This window comes from Sphingopyxis sp. LK2115 (assembly GCF_014595975.1).
GTDB lineage: Bacteria > Pseudomonadota > Alphaproteobacteria > Sphingomonadales > Sphingomonadaceae > Sphingopyxis.
The window spans coordinates 52,501-71,878 of the sequence record NZ_JABWGQ010000002.1 but is presented as its reverse complement, the minus strand read 5'-3'; the positions used below and the strand labels follow the sequence as shown (position 1 = coordinate 71,878).

12 protein-coding genes, 1 tRNA gene and 2 rRNA genes (1 of these 15 cut by a window edge) are annotated in these 19,378 nt (G+C 64.7%); 5 read left to right on the top strand and 10 right to left on the bottom strand.

Annotated elements, in window-relative coordinates; translation table 11 throughout:
• Positions 1-2 precede the first annotated feature (2 nt).
• Entirely contained in the window at positions 3-1,781 is a 1,779-nt protein-coding gene (locus HUW43_RS00340) for a heparinase II/III family protein (protein ID WP_188235607.1), read from the top strand.
• Positions 1,782-1,954: 173 nt separating this feature from the next.
• Here HUW43_RS00340 and HUW43_RS00335 read toward each other — a convergent pair whose 3' ends face one another.
• Positions 1,955-4,303 (bottom strand): TonB-dependent receptor plug domain-containing protein, encoded by a 2,349-nt coding sequence (locus HUW43_RS00335; protein ID WP_188235606.1) that lies wholly within the window; start codon positions 4,301-4,303, stop codon positions 1,955-1,957.
• 195 nt (positions 4,304-4,498) lie between these two features.
• Between HUW43_RS00335 and HUW43_RS00330 the strand changes: the two genes are divergently transcribed.
• The 3 genes from HUW43_RS00330 to HUW43_RS00320 all read left to right on the top strand — a co-directional run bounded on the left by HUW43_RS00330 (position 4,499) and on the right by HUW43_RS00320 (position 7,591).
• Positions 4,499-5,521 carry a phytase gene (locus HUW43_RS00330; RefSeq protein ID WP_188235605.1) on the top strand — a complete coding sequence of 341 codons (1,023 nt, stop codon included), beginning with the start codon at positions 4,499-4,501 and terminating at the stop codon, positions 5,519-5,521.
• Positions 5,522-5,719: 198 nt separating this feature from the next.
• Positions 5,720-7,312 carry a bifunctional phosphoribosylaminoimidazolecarboxamide formyltransferase/IMP cyclohydrolase gene (gene purH / locus HUW43_RS00325; protein WP_188235604.1) on the top strand — a complete coding sequence of 531 codons (1,593 nt, stop codon included), beginning with the start codon at positions 5,720-5,722 and terminating at the stop codon, positions 7,310-7,312.
• A 117-nt stretch (positions 7,313-7,429) separates the two neighbouring features.
• The gene (locus HUW43_RS00320; RefSeq protein ID WP_188235603.1) at positions 7,430-7,591 is read left to right on the top strand and encodes a hypothetical protein; all 162 of its coding nucleotides are present in this window, start codon (positions 7,430-7,432) and stop codon (positions 7,589-7,591) included.
• 119 nt (positions 7,592-7,710) lie between these two features.
• Here the strand turns inward: HUW43_RS00320 and HUW43_RS00315 are convergent, their stop codons facing one another.
• From HUW43_RS00315 to HUW43_RS00290, 6 genes are all read right to left on the bottom strand, one after another.
• On the bottom strand, positions 7,711-8,256 hold the full coding sequence (locus HUW43_RS00315) for a VOC family protein (protein ID WP_188235602.1): 546 nt from the start codon (positions 8,254-8,256) through the stop codon (positions 7,711-7,713).
• Positions 8,253-9,344 carry a 4-hydroxyphenylpyruvate dioxygenase gene (hppD, locus tag HUW43_RS00310; protein WP_188235601.1) on the bottom strand — a complete coding sequence of 364 codons (1,092 nt, stop codon included), beginning with the start codon at positions 9,342-9,344 and terminating at the stop codon, positions 8,253-8,255. The genes HUW43_RS00315 and hppD overlap by 4 nt, the downstream gene beginning before the upstream one ends.
• A gap of 120 nt (positions 9,345-9,464) precedes the next feature.
• Complete coding sequence (locus HUW43_RS00305) at positions 9,465-11,345, bottom strand: ATP-binding cassette domain-containing protein (RefSeq protein ID WP_188235600.1); 1,881 nt, start codon at positions 11,343-11,345, stop codon at positions 9,465-9,467.
• Between the two features lie 60 nt (positions 11,346-11,405).
• Positions 11,406-12,953 carry a DHA2 family efflux MFS transporter permease subunit gene (locus HUW43_RS00300; protein ID WP_188235599.1) on the bottom strand — a complete coding sequence of 516 codons (1,548 nt, stop codon included), beginning with the start codon at positions 12,951-12,953 and terminating at the stop codon, positions 11,406-11,408.
• A 1-nt stretch (position 12,954) separates the two neighbouring features.
• On the bottom strand, positions 12,955-14,106 hold the full coding sequence (locus HUW43_RS00295; protein WP_188235598.1) for an HlyD family efflux transporter periplasmic adaptor subunit: 1,152 nt from the start codon (positions 14,104-14,106) through the stop codon (positions 12,955-12,957).
• Positions 14,103-15,530 carry an efflux transporter outer membrane subunit gene (locus HUW43_RS00290; RefSeq protein ID WP_188235597.1) on the bottom strand — a complete coding sequence of 476 codons (1,428 nt, stop codon included), beginning with the start codon at positions 15,528-15,530 and terminating at the stop codon, positions 14,103-14,105. Before HUW43_RS00290 ends, HUW43_RS00295 begins: the two co-directional genes overlap by 4 nt.
• Before the next feature lie 65 nt (positions 15,531-15,595).
• Between HUW43_RS00290 and HUW43_RS00285 the strand changes: the two genes are divergently transcribed.
• Positions 15,596-16,228: a TetR/AcrR family transcriptional regulator gene (locus HUW43_RS00285; RefSeq protein WP_223181147.1), complete on the top strand. Its 633-nt coding sequence runs from the start codon at positions 15,596-15,598 to the stop codon at positions 16,226-16,228.
• Positions 16,229-16,316: 88 nt separating this feature from the next.
• On the opposite strand, the gene HUW43_RS00280 is transcribed toward HUW43_RS00285, so the two are convergent.
• From HUW43_RS00280 to HUW43_RS00270, 3 genes are all read right to left on the bottom strand, one after another.
• A tRNA-Met gene (locus tag HUW43_RS00280) sits at positions 16,317-16,393 on the bottom strand.
• Positions 16,394-16,499: 106 nt separating this feature from the next.
• Positions 16,500-16,614: ribosomal RNA gene (rrf, locus tag HUW43_RS00275) — 5S ribosomal RNA — on the bottom strand.
• A gap of 126 nt (positions 16,615-16,740) precedes the next feature.
• A 23S ribosomal RNA gene (locus tag HUW43_RS00270) occupies positions 16,741-19,378 on the bottom strand (it continues 153 nt past the right edge of the window).

Sequence of the window (19,378 nt, the reverse complement as noted above, 5' to 3'; positions counted from 1 at the left end):
CGATGGAGGGGAGACCGCTCAGCACCGCCCCCGCCGACCCGCCGCCCGATCCCGGTTACGACGGCGCGCCGATCGACGATACGATCGAACCCGGCAAGCGGCTGATCCGCCTGCCCGCCGACAAGGGGTTGTCGCTCGGCGACCGCGTCGCCAATGCGATCACCCGCCTGACCTGGCGCACGCCGCTCCATGCGCTGCGCCTCAAAGGGCGTTTTCCGCTGAAACTGCTCGGCGTGCCCGCCGACCCCGTGCCCGGCGATGCGCGCGCGGGCACCGCGATCCGCGCCGGTCATTTCCTGCACCGCGGGCTGAAACTGCCGCTCGGCGAACTCGATTTCGCATCGTTGGCCGTCGCGCCCGCCTTTGCCGATTATCTGCACAGCTTCGCCTGGCTGCGCGACCTTGCCGCGACGGGCACCCGCGCCGACGGCGCGCCGATCGCCGAAGCCGTGGTGCGCCACTGGCTCGCCACCAATGGCGAGACGGTGAGCGAACCCGCGTGGCGCGCCGACAATACGGGATGGCGCATCCTGTTCTGGTCCGCCCATGCGCCGCTGATCCTGTCATCGAGCGACCTTGTCTATCGCTCGGCGGTGCTCAACCATCTCGCGCGCGCGGCGCGGCACCTCGACCGCGTTGCCGACAAGACGCGGCCGGGCACCGGGCAGATCGTTGCGTGGGTCGGCATCGTCGCCGCATCGCTGCTGATGCCCGGCGGCGAACCGCGGCAGGTCTTCGGCGAGGCGGGGCTGCGCAAGGTGCTCGAGACAAGCTTCTACGCCGACGGCGGCAATATCTCGCGCTCGCCGCAGGCGCAGCTCGATGCGATCATGGCGCTGTCGATGCTCGCGCGCACCTATGAGATGCGCCGGATGGAGGTGCCGTCCTTTGTCCAGGAAGTGCTCGCGCGCGCCGTTCCCGCGCTGCTCGGGCTGCTCCACGCCGATGGCGGCATGGGCAGCTGGCAGGGCAGCGGCGCGACATCGGCGGCGCATGTGCAGGCGATCGTCGCCGCCAGCGGCGTGCGCACCCGGCCGCTCAAGCAGGCGCGCGACTGGGGCTATCAGCGGCTCGTCGCAAACAAGGTGGTGCTGCTCGCCGACGCCGCGCCGCCGCCGATCGCCCGCGTGACCGAGGCGGGCTGCGCCTCCACCCTTGCCTTTGAACTCAGCGACGGCGACGAGCGTATCGTCGTCAATTGCGGCGGCGCGGCGCTGTCCGGCGCGACGATCCCCGCCGAACTCGCGCGCGGGCTGCGCACCACCGCGGCGCATTCGACGCTGACGCTGGGCGACAGCAATTCGACCGCGATCCTGGCGGGCGGCGCGCTCGGCAAGGGCGTCACCGAGGTCGAGCTCGACCGGCGCGAGACGCCGCAGGGCAGCCGGCTCGAAATGAGCCACGACGGTTATGCGCGCCGCCACGGCCTGATTCACCGCCGCCTGCTGATCCTGTCGCCCAACGGGCGCGAGCTGCGCGGCGAGGACATGCTGCTTCCCGCCCCCCGCACGCGGCGCAAGGGCGACAAGCTTTTCACGATGCGCTTTCACCTTGGCCGCAACATTTCTGCGAGCCTGACCGCCGACGGACTGGGCGCGCTGCTGCGCATCAGCGGCGGGCCGCTGTGGCAGTTCCGCACGTCCGACGGCGCGCTGGCGATCGAGGAAAGCCTGTGGGTCGACGGCGACGGTCGCCCGCACCCGACCGAACAGCTCGTCATCACCGGCACCGCACCGGCGGGCGGGGCAAGCGTGGGGTGGATTTTCAAGCATATCGGATAGCTTTGCCCGTCGGTGCGAGCGAAGCGGGGCAAGGACGATCAGCGAAACAGCAGCCGACGCCCCAGGGACTGAGCGTCGGCTGCCGAACCTTTGGGCATCGTGCGCCAGATGGGCAACGCTTCGATTCCGTTCTTGTCGAACGGGACGGTGGCGCTGCTTAACCGCTCGCCGCTCTAAAAGGCGTATCGCGCCATCAGCTGGAACACCGGCCCGGCCTTTTCGCTTTCGAGCTCATATTCATCGAAATCGCGGTCGAGCTGGTCTTCGAGATTGTCGAACTTGTTGAACACCTCGCGCTTGGCGCCGTTCAAAAGGTTCGAACCGACCGCCCGGATGGTGAAATTGCTGCCGATCCGCTTTTCGACGAAGATTTCAAGGTCGGCGCCATAGGTGGTGCGCACTTCTTCGCTGATGACGCGGTCATAGGCCGCGCCCTGTTTGCGGTGCGTCGCGCCGAACGCCACACCCCACGCCGGAATGTCCTGGATAAAGCCGATGTTGTAGACATAGTCCGACTGGCCATTGAACCGGCGCGTGCCCGCAAAATCGGTGATCTCGCTGTCCAGCCACGAGATATTGCCGAAAATGCCGGTGTCGGGCAGGCCGAGGAAAGCAAGGTCGGTCGACAGGTCGAACTCGACACCCCACACCTTGCCATCGCCGACATTCTGCGGCTGGTAGACGAAGGTGCCCGCGCCTTCCGATCCCTCTTCGCCGGTGTTGGTGAGCTCGATAAGGTCGGTGACGTCGCGGTAGAAGGCATTGATCCCGACAACCCCGGTGCGGCCGATGCGCCGCTCATAGCCGAGGTCGAAGCCCCACGCCGTTTCGGGGCCGAGTTGCGGATTGCCGAGCAGGTCGCTGTCGCCCACTTCCTCTTCGAGCAGCGCCGGCGAGATGAAGTTGAAATCGGGGCGGCGATTGGTGCGCGCGACGGACGCGGTGATGCGGTCGCGCGGGGTCAGATCGAACTTGATCGACGCCGACGGCAACCATTTTTCATATTCGTTGCGCTGTGTCGGCACCGCGGCGGCTTCGGTAAAGTCGGTGATGTCGAAGCGCGTCGTTTCATAGCGGATGCCCGCCTCCCACGTCAGCCCGCCCGACTTGCCCTGCACCAGCGCGAAAGCGTCGAGGCGGCGCTCCTCGATGCTGTTCACCCCGCCGTCGGCGGGTTCGAGCTCGCCGAACGGAGCCACAAGCTCGGCCGGATTATTGCGGAACTGGTCGTAGCGGCCCTCCAGCCCGGGGAACTCCGCATCATCGTCGGTTTCAAGAATCGCGGTGCGGCGATCCTTGTCCTGATACAGGCCGCCGACGACCAGCTGCGTATCGCCGCCCAGCTCGAACGCATGGTCGAGCTTCACCGAAAACTCCTTGTCAGCGATGTCGGTGGTGAAAAACTCCTGCTCGAACTCGGGATCGTCACCCTCGTCGTTGAACTCGATCTGATATTCGCTTTCGCTCTGTTCGTCGTCGAAGCGCGCGAAACCGACGCGCAACGTCGTCTTGCCGAGCGACCATTGGTGCGACAATTTGGCGTCGATGCTGTAATTCTGCTGGTCGATGTCATTGTCGTTGGCATTGTCGCTGAGCAGATTGCCCGTCGGCAACGGTCCGTTCACCGCAACCGGATCGTCATATTCAAAGCTGCGCTCGCTTTCGAAGCGGTCGGTGCGGACGAAAAAGCCGCTCAGGCGAAAATCGGTGGTTTCGCCGTCGATTTCATAGCTCGCGTTGGCCGAATAATCCTTGCCGTCGCGCGTGTCGGTCTGATCCTCGCGATTGTCGAACTCGTTGGTCGCGAAATCGGGATCATTCTCAGGCGAATCGCCATAGCGGAGCGAGAATTTCTTCTTGGGATTGTGGCGCCCCTGAAAATTGAGGCCGATCAGCAGGCGGCCCGGCCCGACCTGGCCGCCATAGACGAGGCCGAGGCTCGGTTCGAGCTCCTCGTCATCGTAATAGAGCGCGCCCGCGCGGACATAACCGCCGTCGAGCGCATAACCGTCGCGCAATTCGATATTGATCGTGCCCGCCACCGCGTCGCCGGTGCGGCGCGCCGACGAAGAGCGGACGATCTCGACGCGGTCGATCAGCTCGGCGGGGATACGGTCGAGAAAGAAGCTGCGGTCCGACGCATTGCCGGGCACGCGCTCGCCGTTGATCAGGATCTGCGTATAGCCCGGCGGCAGGCCGCGCAGCCGCGCCCCATCGCTTTCGATAACGTCCGACAGGAAGGTCACCGACGGCACGCGCTTCAGCGCGTCGCCCGCCGTCAACGGCTCGAAGCGCTGGAAAAATTCGCTGTCATAGGAAAGGATGGGCTCGGCCGCGTCGCTGCGATTACGATAGCCGACGCTGCCAAGCACGACGATGTCCTGCGAGGTCGTGATTTCGCCGTCGTCGCGCTGGATCGGCGCAGTGTCGGCGGGCGTCTGCTGCGCCGCGGCGGGGGCGGCGGCAAGCGCGGCGACGATGGCGAGAGCGGCGGTGGAACGCAGGCTGAAAGTTCGAATCATTTTGACGAGACCCCCCTTGTGGTTGCCGGCCGTCTAGGGGCGGCGTGTGACAGTTTGCGGCGAGTCAAATGACACTTTAGAGACAGTTAAGTGACGGAAATATTGTGCAATTGACGCGGGCGCGCTTTGCTGAAAGGGGACCGACCGGGCGCGGGGCTGCGCCGATCTGACGCCGATGTGACGAGGGGAACCACCATGACCGCAACCCGCCAGGCGAAGCTGTTGACTTCGTTCGTCTTTGCCACGCTGCTCGCCGCTTGCGCCGCGAGCGGCCCGGTCATCACCGGCCTGCCGCCGGTGCAGGTCACCGCGAGCGGCGAGACGCAGCCCGTCGGCACAGGCCGCGCCGATGCCGCCGACGATCCTGCGGTCTGGATCGATCCCGCCGATCCCGGCCGCGCGCTGATTATCGCGACCGACAAGAAGGCGGGGCTGCACGTTTATGACCTTGCCGGCAAGGATGTCGCCTTCATCAGGGCCGGACTGGTCAACAATGTCGACGTGGCGGGCGACATCATCGTCGCGAGCGACCGCAACGACGGCGTCAACGCGCATCTCGCGGCCTTTCGCCTCGACGGCGCGACGCCCGCGGTCGCCGCGCTCGGTCGCGCGGCGGCGGGACCGGGCGAAGCCTATGGCCTGTGCGTCAAGAAGGGCGCGCCGGGCGAACCGATCACCGCGGCGCTGATCGTCAAGGACGGCACGGTGCGCGTCGGCACACTGACCATCGACGGGACGCCAAGCTTTGCCGTGCAATGGCAGTATAAGATCCCGACCCAGTCCGAAGGCTGCGTCTTCGACGGCGACACGCTCTATGTCGGCGAAGAAATCGGCGGATTGTGGGAACTGAAGCAACAGGGCCAGGGCGCAGCGGCGCGCCTGGTCGCGCCAATCGACAATCAGCGGCTCGTCGCCGACCTCGAAGGGCTGGCGACGATCGACCACAAGGGTCAGCGCTATCTGATCGCGTCAAGCCAGGGCGACAATGCCTATGCGGTGTTTCGCCTGCCGTCGGTCGAATATGTCGGCCGCTTTGCCGTTGCGGCGGGCCAGTTCGGCGCGACGAGCGAAACCGACGGGATCGAAGCGGTCGCGGGCCATTTCGGCCCCGCCTTCCCCGACGGCATCTTCATCGCGCAGGACGGCGACAACACGCCAAGGGCGCAGAACTTCAAGCTGGTGCGCTGGGACCGGATCGCGGCGGCGCTGGGGCTGTAGGGCGCCGCGTCATGAAACGGGCGCGCTCCCGCAAAGGCGCAACCCGTGTCCGGTTGGTTCCATTTTTTTCAACCGGCAGGTGATGGTCTTTCCGCCTTCGCGGGGGCACGGCGCATTTATGGGCCGACCACGCTTGCGATAGCTCGCGCACGCGCCTAGGGGAGCCGCGTCTTTCCCGTCTTCAAAGGCCGCCTTCCCATGACCGACCTGATTCCCGTCCGCCGCGCGCTTTTGTCCGTCAGCGACAAGGCAGGGCTGGCCGAGCTGGCCGCCGCGCTCGTCCGCCACGGGGTGGAGCTGGTATCGACCGGCGGCACGGCGAAAGCATTGCGCGAGGCGGGTCATAGCGTGCTCGACGTCGCCGACCTCACCGGCTTTCCCGAGATGATGGACGGGCGCGTCAAGACGCTGCACCCGGCCGTCCACGGCGGCATCCTCGCGGTGCGCGGTGATGCGGCACACGTCGCCGCGATGGACGCGCACGGCATCGGCGCGATCGACCTGGTCGTCGTCAACCTCTATCCCTTCGCCGCGACGGTGGCGAAGGGTGCTGCGCGGGACGAAATTATCGAAAATATCGACATCGGCGGCCCCGCGATGGTGCGCTCGGCGGCCAAGAACCATGCATTCGTCGGCATCGTCACCGAACCGCAAGATTATGCCGCACTGATCGCCGAGATGGACGCCAACGGCGGCGCCATGACGCTGAACCTGCGCAAGCGGCTCGCCGCGACCGCTTTCGCGCACACCGCGACCTATGATGGGATGATCGCGAGCTGGTTCGCTTTCGCCGACCAGGGCCAATTGTTCCCGGACACGCTGCCGCTGACCGCAAAGCTCGATTGCGAGCTGCGCTACGGCGAAAACCCGCATCAGAAAGCGGCGCTGTATCTGCCCGCTGGCCCGTCGGCGCGCGGCATCGCGCAAGCCGAACAGGTGCAGGGCAAGGAACTGAGCTATAACAATATCAATGACGCCGACGCCGCGCTTGAACTCGTCGCCGAGTTTCGGGATGCCGATCCGACCTGCGTCATCGTCAAACATGCCAATCCGTGCGGTGTCGCCACCGCCGCCAGCCTGGCCGAAGCCTATGACGCGGCGCTGAAATGCGATGATGTATCGGCATTCGGCGGCATCATCGCCGTCAACCGGCCGCTCGACGGACCGACCGCCGAAGCGATCAGCGCGATCTTCACCGAAGTCGTCTGCGCCCCCGACGCCGACGCCGACGCGCGCGCGATCTTCGCCAAAAAGAAGAACCTCCGCCTGCTGTTGACGGGCGAATTGCCCGACCCGGCGCGCGGCGGGTTGATGATGAAGACGATCGCGGGCGGCTGGCTGGCACAGAGCCGCGACAATGGCCGCATCTCGCGCGCCGACCTCAAGGTCGTGACCGCGCGCGCGCCGACCGAGGAAGAACTGGCCGACGCGCTGTTCGCCTGGACCGTCGCCAAGCATGTAAAATCGAACGCGATCGTCTATGCCAGGGGCGGCGCGACCGCGGGCATCGGCGCGGGACAGATGAACCGCCGCGACAGCGCGCGGATCGCCGCGGCAAAGGCGCGCGAGGCGGCCGAGAGCCACGGCTGGGCAAGCCCGCGCACCGTCGGCAGCGCGGTGGCAAGCGACGCCTTCTTCCCCTTTGCCGACGGGCTGCTCGCCGCGGTCGAGGCGGGCGCGACCTGCGTGATCCAGCCGGGCGGATCGATCCGCGACGACGAAGTGATCGCGGCGGCGAATGATGCGGGACTCGCGATGCTGTTCACCGGGATGCGGCACTTCCGGCATTGATGGACCGCGCGGCATCGACCAGCCGGGCCGCCTCGCGCCGACAATCGTAGCGCAGGCCCGGTTCGCGGCAGAAGTCGGGCCAGCGATTCTCGCGCCGCCGCCCGGTCGGTGTGCGACGTGCGACCCGATCCCGAATCGCTGGCTCGCAAGATATCGGTCGAGCGGTGCTATGACACCGCCCTGACCGACGGGCGCGAAGCCGGACGCGAGTTGATTGCGGCGCGGCAGGCAGGGATCGAGGTCGCCGCCGCGGCGACCATCACCATCGTCAGGCGCTGACGATCCGGCAGCCGCTTCGCACGGACGCTATCGCTGCCCCATGCTCCCCTCGTCCCTGGCGGGAGCCGTGCCGGGATCGCCATGCGGCGATCCCGGCGCATTCTTTGCTGCCTTCAGCGCTATTCGTTCGCCGCCTGGTGCAGCCAGTCGGCGTGACGCGGGGCCTTTTTGGTCCGGCTCCATTCCTCCAGCATCAGCGGCGCGACCCGTCTCAGTTCGGCATATTGTTCGTCGGTGCCGATGTCGCACGCCAGCTCGACGCGGTGGCCGTTGGGGTCGAAAAAATAGATCGACTTGAAAATGCCATGGTGCGTCGGGCCGAGCACGTCGACGCCGTTCGCTTCCAGATGCGCCTTCGCCGCGACGAGCTCGTCATAGCTGCCGACCTTGAACGCCAGATGCTGCACCCACTTCGGCGTATTTTCGTCGCGGCCCATGTCGGGCTGGTTCGGCAGTTCGAAGAAAGCGAGGATATTGCCGTTCCCGGCATCGAGAAACACATGCATATAGGGGTCATATTCGCCGGTCGACGGCACATGATCCTCGGCAAAGGCGGTGGTGTAGGTCATGCCCAGCATGGACTCATACCATTCGACCGTTTCCTTCGCATCCTTGCAGCGATAGGCGGCGTGGTGGACGCCGCCGAGTTTGATCGGGCTCGTCATTCGGCGGGCTCCGCTTCGACGTTGAGCGCGCCGCGGCGGATCTGGTCGAGTTCCATCGACTTGAACAGCGCGGTGAAATTACCCTCGCCGAACCCCTCGTCCTTCTTGCGCTGGATGAACTCGAAAAAGACCGGGCCGATGACGGTCTGGCCGAAAATCTGGAGCAGCAGGCGCGGGTCGCCCTCGGCGGTCGATCCGTCGAGCAATATGCCGCGCGATTTCAGTTCGTCGACCGGCTCGCCATGGCCAGGCAGGCGTTCGGCGAGCAGTTCATAATAGGTTTCGGGCGGCGACGGCGCGAACGGGTTGCCAAGCGCTTTCAGTCTGTCCCACGCGGCATAGAGATCGTCGCAGGCAAAGGCGATGTGCTGGATGCCCTCGCCATTATAGGCGCGCAGATATTCCTCGATCTGGCCGCCGCCGCCTGCGCCTTCTTCGTTCAGGGGAATGCGGATCTTGCCGTCGGGGGCGGTCATCGCCTTCGACGTCAGCCCGGTATATTCACCCTTGATGTCGAAATAGCGGATCTCGCGGAAACCGGCGATACGCTCATAGAAAGCGGCCCAATGCGCCATGCGGCCGCCATAGACATTGTGCGTCAGATGATCGATCAGCTTCAGCCCCGCGCCGACCGGATGGCGATCGACGCCCTCCTCGTAAACGAAGTCGATATCATAGATGCTGAGGTCGTCGCCATAACGGTCGATGAGGTAAATGATCGAACCGCCGATGCCGCGGATCGCCGGCAGGCGAAGTTCCATCGGGCCGGGCGTGGTTTCGACCGGCTCGGCGCCGCGCTCGATGGCCTCGACATAGGCCTTGGCCGCGTCGCGGCAACGCCATCCCATGCCGCACGCCGACGGGCCGTGCTCGGCGGCGAAATAGGCGGCGGGCGAGCGGGGTTCGTAGTTGGCGATCAGATTGATGTCGCCCTGGCGCCACAATTGCACGTCTTTCGAGCGGTGCCGCGCGATGCGGGTAAAGCCCATGCGTTCGAACACGGGTTCGAGAATGCCCTTTTCCGGCGCCGAAAACTCGACGAACTCAAAGCCGTCGAGGCCCAGCGGGTTTTCGAACAGGTCGGCCATGGTCATTCCCTCATATGGTTTCAATTGAAACTATTATGATGGAATGCGCGGGGCGAGTCAATGCTGACCGCATTCAAGGCAAGCCGTCGCCGCCGCGAAAGCGGGGGCGACGGGAAGCACTCAGGCCGCCGCGGTCTCGATGGCCTCCAGCGCGTCCATCCACGCCGCCTCGGCCGCCTCCAGCTCGGCCGCCAGCCTGCCGCGGCGCTGGGCAAGCTCGCCCATCGTCAGTTTCGCGAGTGCGGGTTCGGCGCTGGCAGGGTCGACCATCGCGCGGTCGATCGCGCGGATCTGCTGCGCGAGCTTTCCGGCCCTGGCCTCCAGTTCCTTCGCACTCTTGCGCAGCTCCGCCTGCGCCTCGCGCGCCTTCGCCGCTTCCTGCCGCGCGGCTTTCGCATCCCTCGGCTTTGCGGCGGGCTTTGCATCGTCGTTCGCCGCCGATTTGCCCAGAATAAAGGCGACATAATCGTCCAGGCTGCCGTCGAACTCGCGCGCGGTGCCGCCATCGACAAGCACCAGCCGGTCGGCGGTAAGTTCGAGCATATGGCGGTCATGGCTGACGATCAGCACCGCGCCGTCGAAGCCATTGAGCGCCTGCACCAGCGCCTCGCGCGCATCGACGTCGAGGTGGTTGGTCGGTTCGTCAAGGATCAGCAGATGCGGCGCGTCGCGCGTGATCAGCGCGAGCGCGAGCCGCGCGCGTTCGCCGCCCGACAGCTTGCCGACCTCGGTCGTCGCCTTGTTGCCGGTGAAGCCGAAACGCCCCAGTTGCGCGCGCACCGCGCCCGGCGTCTTGCCCGCCATCACGCGCGTCATATGGCCCAGCGGGGTGTCGCTGCCGTCGAGTTCCTCGACCTGATATTGGGTGAAATAGCCGACGCGCATCTTGCCCGACGCCGCCATGGCACCGTCCATCGGCGCCAGCTGCGCCGCGAGCAGCCGCGCGAGCGTCGTCTTGCCATTGCCGTTGCGGCCGAGCAGCGCGATGCGATCGTCGGGATCTATGCGCAGGTTGAGCCGTGTCAGGATCGGTTTGCCCGGCGCATAGCCGACGCTCGCAAGGTCGAGCGTGATCAGCGGCGGCTTCAGCGCGTCGGGGCTGGGGAAATCGAAGACAAGGCCGGGGTCTTCGGCGACCGCGGCGATCGGTTGCATCCGCGCGAGCTGCTTGGCGCGCGACTGCGCCTGTTTGGCGGTCGAGGCGCGCGCGCTGTTGCGCGCGACATAATCCTGAAGCTTGGCGCGCTGCGCATCCTGCGCCGCTTTCGCCGCCGCAAGCTGCGCGATGCGCTCGGCGCGCTGCCGCTCGAAATCATCATAGCCGCCGGGGTAAAGCGTCACCTTGCCGCCCTCCAGGTGGAGGATATGGTCGACGACATTGTTGAGCAGGTCGCGCTCGTGGCTGATCACGACGAGCTGGCCCGGATAGGATTTGAGGAAGCTTTCGAGCCACATCGTCGCTTCGAGGTCGAGGTGGTTCGATGGTTCGTCGAGCAGCAGCAGGTCGGGGTTCGAAAAGAGCAGCGCCGCAAGCGCAACGCGCATCTTCCACCCGCCCGAAAAGCTGTCGAGCGGCTGTCGCTGCATCGCCTCGTCGAAACCCAATCCGATCAGGATGCGCGCGGCGCGCGCGGGCGCCGTATAGGCATCGATCGCGATCAGCCTTTCGTGAATGTCGCCCAGCTTGTGCGGGTCGCGCTCGACCTCCGACGCCGCAAGCAGCTCGGCGCGTTCGGTGTCGGCGGCAAGGACTGTCTCGAACGGCGTCGCGCTGCCGCTCGGCGCCTCCTGCGCGATATAGCCGACGCGCGTCTTGCGCGGCATTTCGATGCCGCCCTCGTCGGCTTCGAGCTGGCCGATCATCACCTTCATCAGCGTCGATTTGCCCGCACCGTTGCGGCCGATCAGGCCCGTGCGGCTCCGCCCCGGCAGGCTTGCGCTCGCGCGGTCGAGGATGGTGCGCCCGCCAAGCCGCACGGTAAGGCCGTTGATCGTCAACATGGCGCCGCGCCTAGCATGGTCGCCGCCGAAGCCCAAGCCGCGAGGCGCAGCGTCAGGATCCTAGTGCGCCGCGCCCATCGAGACTTGCTTGGGTCTGGGCGCCATCCAGACGCTCGCCGCCGCAATCACGAACACCACCGCTGCCGCGAGGAAGATGTGGATCACGCCAAGCGTCAGCGCCTGCACCTCGACGAGCCGGTCGAGCAGCGCGCGCGCCTGTTCGAGCGTCAGCCCCGCGCGTTCGAGCGAGGCCATGAAGCCGCCCGAATCGTTGAGCGAGGAGACCAGCTCCGACCGCGACGTTCGCCCCGCCTCGTCCCACGCGGTCGTCGCGACCGCCGTGCCGATCGCGCCGCTCAGCGTGCGCAGAAAGCTCATCAACCCCGCGGCCGACGTCTGATCCCGGACCGGCACCGAGCTCAGCACCAGCGCGGTGAGGCCGACGAAGAAAAAGGGCATGCCCATGCCTTGCAACACATGCGGCAGCGCCAGCGTCCAATAATCGACATCGGCGTTCCAGCCGGCGCGCAGCACCGACATCGTCGCCATCCACAATATGCCCGCGCTCACCGTCAGGCGGATGTCAAGCTTGCCCAGCGTTCCCGCCGCGATCGGCGAAAGCAGCACCGCGAAACAGCCAAGCCAGGCGACGACATAACCCGTCTCGGTCGCGGTATAGCCCGCGACCTGTTGCAGCCACAGCGGGGTCAGCACGACCTGCGCGAAAAAGGCGCCGAAACCCAGCGACAGCGCGACGGTGCCAAAGGTGAAACCGCGAAAGCGAAAGATGCGCAGGTTGACGATCGGATTGGCGTCGGTGAGTTCCCAGATGACGAAAGCGGCGAAACCGATGGCGGCGACGATCGCGAGCGTGACGATCCACGCCGACCCGAACCAGTCATGCTCGCGGCCCGTGTCCAGCATGATCTGGAACGCGCCGACCGACACGATAAGCAGGACGAGTCCGACGACGTCGATCGGCGCTTTTGCGCGCTGCGTCTCGAACGGCATGAGCAGCATCGCGACGCCAAAGGCGCAGATGGCGACAACCGGCAGGTTGATAAAGAAAATCCAGTGCCAGCTCCAATTGTCGCTGATCAGCCCGCCAAGGATGGGGCCAAGGATCGGCGCGGTGGTCGTGGTCATCGCCCAGATGGCAAGCGCGATGCCCGCCTTTTCCCTGGGAAAGACGCGCAGCAGCAGGATCTGCGACAGCGGCATCAGCGGCCCGCCCGACAGGCCCTGGAGGATGCGGAATAGGACGAGCGCGTCGAGCGTCTGCGCGACGCCGCAGAGCAGCGAAAACAGCCCGAAACCGAAAATCGAATAGAGGAACCAGCGCACCGTGCCGAAACGATAGGCGAGCCAGCCGGTGAGCGGCACGCTGATCGCGTCGGCGACCGCATAGCTGGTAATCACCCACGTCCCCTGCGTCGGCGACACAGCGAGGCCGCCCGCGATATGCGGCACCGACACATTGGCGATCGTCGTGTCGAGCACGACGACGAAATTGGCGAGCGCGAGCGCAAAGGCGGCGACGAGCAGCCGCACGCCCGAAAGCGGCTGCGCCTCGGCGGCGATCGCGGTGGAGGCGGCGGCAGTTGCCATGTCAGTTGCCGCGCGTGTCGATCGTCGCTTCCATCGACAGCCCGACGCGCAGCGGATGCTCCTTCAACTGCTTCGGATCGAGCGCGATGCGCACCGGCAGACGCTGAACGACCTTGACCCAGTTGCCCGTCGCATTCTGCGCGGGGATCAGCGAAAAGGCCGCGCCCGTGCCGCCGGCGATGCCCACCACCTTGCCGCGATAGACGACGTCGCCGCCATAATAGTCCGACGTCAGTTCGACCGGTTGGCCGATGCGGATGTCGCCGAACTGGCTTTCCTTGAAATTGGCGTCGACATAGGCGGTGGCGATCGGAACGATCACCATGATCGGCGCGCCTGCCGCGATCCGTTGGCCGACCTGCACCTGCCGGTTGGTAACGATGCCATCGACCGGCGCGCGGATGACCGTGCGCGCAAGATCGAGCCGCGCCTTTTCCAGCCGCGCTTCGGCCGCCGCCACTTCAGGGGCAGTGTCCACCGTCGTCCCGCGCACCACCGCCTCGGCAGCGCCAAGATCGCCGCTTGCCGATCCGCGCGTCGCCTCGGCCGCGGCGATCGCCGCGGCGGCAAGGTCGCGCGCGGCCTGTGCCTGCTTGACCGCCGCGCGCGCCGCGGTCAGCTCCTCGGCCGACACCGCGCCGGTGCCTGCGATACTCTCGCGCCGCGCCAGATCGGCGCGCGCGCGTTCGACGCTCGCCTCGGCATCACGCAGCCGTGCGCGCGCCTGCGCGACATCGGCGTCGCGGGCGGCGACGCGCGCGCGCGCCGCGTCGGCATTCGCATCGGCCTGCCCGTAACGCTGGCGTGCAAGGCGCAGCGCCGCCTCGGCGTCGGCAACGGCGATGCGCTGGTCGGCATCGTCGAGGATGACGAGGATGTCGCCTTTCTTCACCGCCTGCGTGCCGCTGACGCGCACCTCTTTGACCGGGCCGGAAACGAGTGCGGTGACCTGTGCCGAATCGGCGCCGACATAGGCATTGTCGGTATGAACGCGCCCCGCCTGCGTCAGATAATACCAGGCGCCCCACAGGGTCGCGGCCGCCAGCACGACGAGCGCAAGAATGCGGAGCAGCGTCTTGCGCCGCGCGCCATTGATCTGGAGCGCAGTATCGGGAGCGCCGGTTTCGGTCGCAGCCGTTTCGTCGGCCATCATTCGTCTCCTGTCGGGGTGTCGGTCCTGTATCCGCCGCCAAGCGCCCGGATCAGGGCGATATCGAGTGCCAGTTCGCGCGCCTCCAGCTCGGCGACCGCGCGGCTCGATGCGACCATGGCGTCCTCCGCGGTCAGTTGCTCAATCTGGTTGGCAAGGCCCGCGCGATAGCGCAGCGTGGCGAGTTTCGACGCTTCGGCGGCGGCCGCCAGCGCTTCGCGGCGCCCGGCGAGCTGGCGCGCCGTTGCGGCGCGGCCCGCGACGATGTCGGCGACTTCGCGCAGCGCGCCGGTCAGCGTGCGGTCATAGGTGGCGACGGCAGTGTCATAATCGGCGCGGGAGCCGCGATAGCGACCCCGCAGCCGCCCGCCATCGAAGACCGGCAGGCTGATCGCCGCACCGCCACTGCCATATTCGGACCCCGCGTCGAACAGCCTGGAAAGTCCGAGCGATTGCAGCCCGACAAGCGCCGACAAGCTGATGTTGGGATAAAAATCGGCGCGGGCGACGTCGATGCGCTTCGCCGCCGCCTCGGCGCGCAGCCGCGCGGCAACGATGTCGGGGCGGCGGCCGATCAGGTCGATCCCCGCGCCGGTGGGAAGGTCCAGCGCCGGTCGCTTCATCTGCGGCCGGGTGATGCTTTGTCCGCGGTCGGGACCGGCACCGACGAGCGCGGCAATCCGGTTGCGCGTCGTCGCGATCGCTTCGTCGAGCGCGGCGACATCGGCGCGAGCCGACGCCGCGCGGCTTTCGGCCTGCCGCTCACTCGCCTGGTTTTCAAGACCCGCGCGCGCGCGTTGGCCCGACAGGTCGGCGCTGGCGGTGCGCACGCGCACCGCATCACTGGCAACGTCGTGCGCGCGATAATAGCCCGCCAGATCGGCATAGGCCGACGCGATGGCGGTCGTCAGCATCAGCCGCGCCTGCGCCGCATCGACGCGCGCTGCCTGGGCGTCGGAGGTCGCGGCGGCGAGCGCGGCGCGATTGCGGCCCCACAGATCGAGATCGAAGGCAAAGGTCGCGGCGATATGTCCCGTGTCCTGCACGCCCTCGGGAACGAACTGCGGCGGAACGCCCATGTTGCGGCTTTGCCGAACCCCGCCAGCGCTTGCTTCCGCGCCGACGCGCGGCAACAGCGCGGCTCCCGCCTGCTGCGCCAGCGCCTCGGCCGCACGCACGCGCGCCGCGGCGATGGCGACGTCGGGTGACCCCGCGAGCCCCTCCGCCATCAGCGCGTCGAGCTGCGCATCGCCAAAGCCGTGCCACCAGCCTTCGACCGGCCATGCGGCCCCGGTTCCGGCCAGCGTGACGTTCGACGCGAGCGATTCGGGCGCCGCCGCGACCGGCTTCGGGCCGAGGTCGGGAACGCTTGCGCAGCCCGCCAACAGGCTGAAAACGACGGTTGCAATAAAAATCGAACGAAGCATGGCTTCCAACAATACTAGCTGGTATCATGCGCCAATGAACTCTGGAGGATGCGTTGTCAACGAAAATGATACCAGATAGTACGGCTGCTGCCGACGACGCCGCCGCCGCGCGCCGCAAGGCGTTCGTCGAAGCGGCGCGCGATCTGTTCTTCGCCAACGGCTATGCGGGAACGACCATGTCATCGATCGCCAGCAAAGTCGGCGGCTCCAAAACGACGCTCTGGACCTATTTCCCTTCCAAGGAGGATCTGTTCGCCGCGGTGGTCGACGATATTGTCGAACGGCATGGCCATGCGCTGACCGTCGACCTGCCGGTCGACGCGCCGGTCGCCGACGTGCTCCGCAATTTCGGAATGATTCTGATGACCAAGCTGGCCGCCTCGCCGCTGCTGTCGCTCTACCGGCTGGTCGTCGGCGAGGCGGAACGCTTCCCGCATCTGGCCGAAACATTCTATGATCGCGGGCCGCGTCGGGGCAAGGCGCGCGCCGCCGCTTGGGTCGCGGAAAAGATGGCGCGCGGCGAGATTCGCAAAGGCGATCCGATGCGCGCGGTGCAACAGTTCGCGGGCCTCTGCCAGTCGGGACTATATCAGTTCGCGGTGCTGAGCCTTCCCGAAAGCCGCGATCTCAGCCGCCTGGCGGAAGACGTCGATGCCGCGGTCGACACCTTCTGCCGTGCCTGGCTGGCGGAGACGTGATTGCTTGCGCCCGGACCATTGATCCGGGCAAAGCCAGTCCCGAGACGCAAAAAAGCCCGCCGGATCATCGACCTGGCGGGCTTTTTGTTGGTTGCGGGAGCAGGATTTGAACCTGCGACCTTCAGGTTATGAGCCTGACGAGCTACCGGGCTGCTCCATCCCGCGTCAACCAGTCCGGCGATCCCTGGCAGGATCGCCAAAACGGCAAAGGGCGGCCAACGCCGCCCTGACTTTGTGAATGGGTTTCTTTCGACCTTACGCCGGCCACAATGCCTGGCAACGTCCTACTCTTCCGGGGCTTCAGCCACAGTACCATCGGCGCTGTCAGGTTTCACGGCCGAGTTCGAGATGGGATCGGGTGGGTCACTGACGCCATGGTCACCAAGCAATGAAGCCGGCGTAGGTCAAAAGGGTTCAATCGATGCCCGTGCTATTAAGCTTGCAATACTGTCTGATCAATCATCCGTCATTTCCGGACAAACCTGTCAGGCCTGTCGTTGATGGCGGGACTCTTAAGTGCGAATAGGACAATTAGTATCGGTTAGCTCCACGCGTTACCGCGCTTCTACATCCGATCTATCAACGTGGTGGTCTTCCACGGTCCTGTGAAATCTTATCTTGAGGGAGGCTTCCCGCTTAGATGCTTTCAGCGGTTATCCCGTCCATACATAGCTACCCTGCTGCGCGGCTGGCGCCACGACAGGTACACCAGAGGTATGTTCAACCCGGTCCTCTCGTACTAGGGTCAACTCCTCTCAAATTTCGACGCCCACGGCAGATAGGGACCAAACTGTCTCACGACGTTCTGAACCCAGCTCACGTACCACTTTAATTGGCGAACAGCCAAACCCTTGGGACCTGCTCCAGCCCCAGGATGTGATGAGCCGACATCGAGGTGCCAAACGATTCCGTCGATATGAGCTCTTGGGAATCATCAGCCTGTTATCCCCGGCGTACCTTTTATCCGTTGAGCGATGGCCCTTCCACTCGGGACCACCGGATCACTATGACCGACTTTCGTCTCTGCTCGACTCGTCAGTCTCGCAGTCAGGCAGGCTTATGCCATTGCACTCTAACAGACGGTTTCCAACCGTCCTGAGCCTACCATCGCGCGCCTCCGTTACTCTTTAGGAGGCGACCGCCCCAGTCAAACTACCCGCCACAGAGGGTCCCTGATCCAGTTTCATGGACCGAGGTTAGACATCAGAAAACAACAGGGTGGTATTTCACCTATGGCTCCACACCGGCTGGCGCCAGTGCTTCAAAGCCTCCCACCTATGCTACACAGTTCTTTCCTAATGCCACTCTGAAGCTGCAGTAAAGGTGCACGGGGTCTTTCCGTCTAACCGCGGGTACTCCGCATCTTCACGGAGAATTCAATTTCGCTGAGCATCTCCTGGAGACAGTGGGGAAGTCGTTACGCCATTCGTGCAGGTCGGAACTTACCCGACAAGGAATTTCGCTACCTTAGGACCGTTATAGTTACGGCCGCCGTTTACCTGGGCTTCATTTCGGAGCTTGCACCCCTCCACTTAACCTTCAGGCACCGGGCAGGCGTCAGGCCCTATACGTCGTCTTGAAGCCGACTTAGCAGAGCCCTGTGTTTTTGCTAAACAGTCGCTACCCCCTGGCCTGTGCCCCCCACAAATGGTTGCCCAAATGTGGGGCCTCCTTCTTCCGAAGGTACGGAGGCAATTTGCCGAGTTCCTTCAGGAGACTTCTCTCAAGCGCCTTGGTATACTCTACCATCCCACCTGTGTCGGTTTAGGGTACGGTCTATAATGGAGGGGCTATTTCCTGGAACCTCTTCAAAGCCTGACCAATCCAATAAGGCCAGACAATTTACGAGATCCGTCACACACCTCCAGGCCCACGAATATTAACGTGGTTCCCATCGACTACCCCCTTCGGGCTCGTCTTAGGGGCCGGCTTACCCTGCTCAGATTAGCTTTAAGCAGGAACCCTTGGGATTTCGGCGAGAGGGCATCTCACCCTCTTTATCGCTACTCATGTCAGCATTCGCACTTCCGATACCTCCACGACCCATTACCAGATCGCTTCATCAGCCTACGGAACGCTCCGCTACCGCGTGTATTGCTACACACCCTAAGCTTCGGTGCATCACTTGAGCCCCGTTACATTTTCGCCGCAGGAACCCTTGTTTAGACCAGTGAGCTGTTACGCTTTCTTTAAAGGATGGCTGCTTCTAAGCCAACCTCCTGGTTGTTTTGGGATTCCCACATGCTTTCCCACTTAGTGATGACTTGGGGACCTTAGCTGTAGGTCAGGGCTGTTTCCCTTTTGACGACGGACCTTAGCACCCGCCGTCTGTCTGCCGGATATTACTCTTGGGTATTCGGAGTTTGGTTAGAATTGGTAGATCTCGCGACCCCCGCATCCATCCAGTGCTCTACCCCCCAAGGTATTCATCCGACGCTCTACCTCAATAGATTTCGCGGAGAACCAGCTATTTCCCGGTTTGATTGGCCTTTCACCCCTAAACACAACTCATCCGACAATTTTTCAACATTGAACGGTTCGGTCCTCCAGTGCGTGTTACCGCACCTTCAACCTGGTCATGCCTAGATCACCGGGTTTCGGGTCTAATGCAACAAACTCAGTCGCCCTATTCAGACTCGCTTTCGCTGCGCCTACACCTAACGGCTTAAGCTTGCTTGTTACACTAAGTCACTGACCCATTATGCAAGAGGTACGCAGTCAGGCCTCAAGGGCCCTCCTACTGCTTGTAGGCGTTCGGTTTCAGGTACTGTTTCACTCCCCTCATCGGGGTGCTTTTCACCTTTCCCTCACGGTACTAGTTCACTATCGGTCATACAGGAGTACTTAGGCTTAGAGGGTGGTCCCCCTATTTTCAGACAGGGTTTCACGTGCCCCGCCCTACTCAAATCCTTCAACATCAGTTTCGCATACGGGACTGTCACCCGCTATGGTCACACTTTCCAGAGTGTTCTGCTACTTGAATTGAAGGCATTGGCCTGGTCCCGGTTCGCTCGCCACTACTACGGGAGTCTCTGTTGATGTCCTTTCCTCCGGGTACTGAGATGTTTCAGTTCCCCGGGTTCGCTTCACCAAAGCTATATATTCACTTCGGTGATACCCTTCCCATTTAACCTTCGATGCCGACGGATC

What these genes read in the sequence shown, in the direction of transcription:
- HUW43_RS00285 (WP_223181147.1), top strand. Translation starts at nt 15,596, where the DNA reads ATGATACCAGATAGTACGGCTGCTGCCGACGACGCCGCCGCCGCGCGC.
- HUW43_RS00340 (WP_188235607.1), top strand. Translation starts at nt 3, where the DNA reads ATGGAGGGGAGACCGCTCAGCACCGCCCCCGCCGACCCGCCGCCCGAT.
- HUW43_RS00295 (WP_188235598.1), bottom strand. Translation starts at nt 14,106, where the DNA reads ATGATGGCCGACGAAACGGCTGCGACCGAAACCGGCGCTCCCGATACT.
- HUW43_RS00290 (WP_188235597.1), bottom strand. Translation starts at nt 15,530, where the DNA reads ATGCTTCGTTCGATTTTTATTGCAACCGTCGTTTTCAGCCTGTTGGCG.
- HUW43_RS00300 (WP_188235599.1), bottom strand. Translation starts at nt 12,953, where the DNA reads ATGGCAACTGCCGCCGCCTCCACCGCGATCGCCGCCGAGGCGCAGCCG.
- hppD (WP_188235601.1), bottom strand. Translation starts at nt 9,344, where the DNA reads ATGGCCGACCTGTTCGAAAACCCGCTGGGCCTCGACGGCTTTGAGTTC.
- HUW43_RS00305 (WP_188235600.1), bottom strand. Translation starts at nt 11,345, where the DNA reads ATGTTGACGATCAACGGCCTTACCGTGCGGCTTGGCGGGCGCACCATC.
- purH (WP_188235604.1), top strand. Translation starts at nt 5,720, where the DNA reads ATGACCGACCTGATTCCCGTCCGCCGCGCGCTTTTGTCCGTCAGCGAC.
- HUW43_RS00315 (WP_188235602.1), bottom strand. Translation starts at nt 8,256, where the DNA reads ATGACGAGCCCGATCAAACTCGGCGGCGTCCACCACGCCGCCTATCGC.
- HUW43_RS00335 (WP_188235606.1), bottom strand. Translation starts at nt 4,303, where the DNA reads ATGATTCGAACTTTCAGCCTGCGTTCCACCGCCGCTCTCGCCATCGTC.
- HUW43_RS00330 (WP_188235605.1), top strand. Translation starts at nt 4,499, where the DNA reads ATGACCGCAACCCGCCAGGCGAAGCTGTTGACTTCGTTCGTCTTTGCC.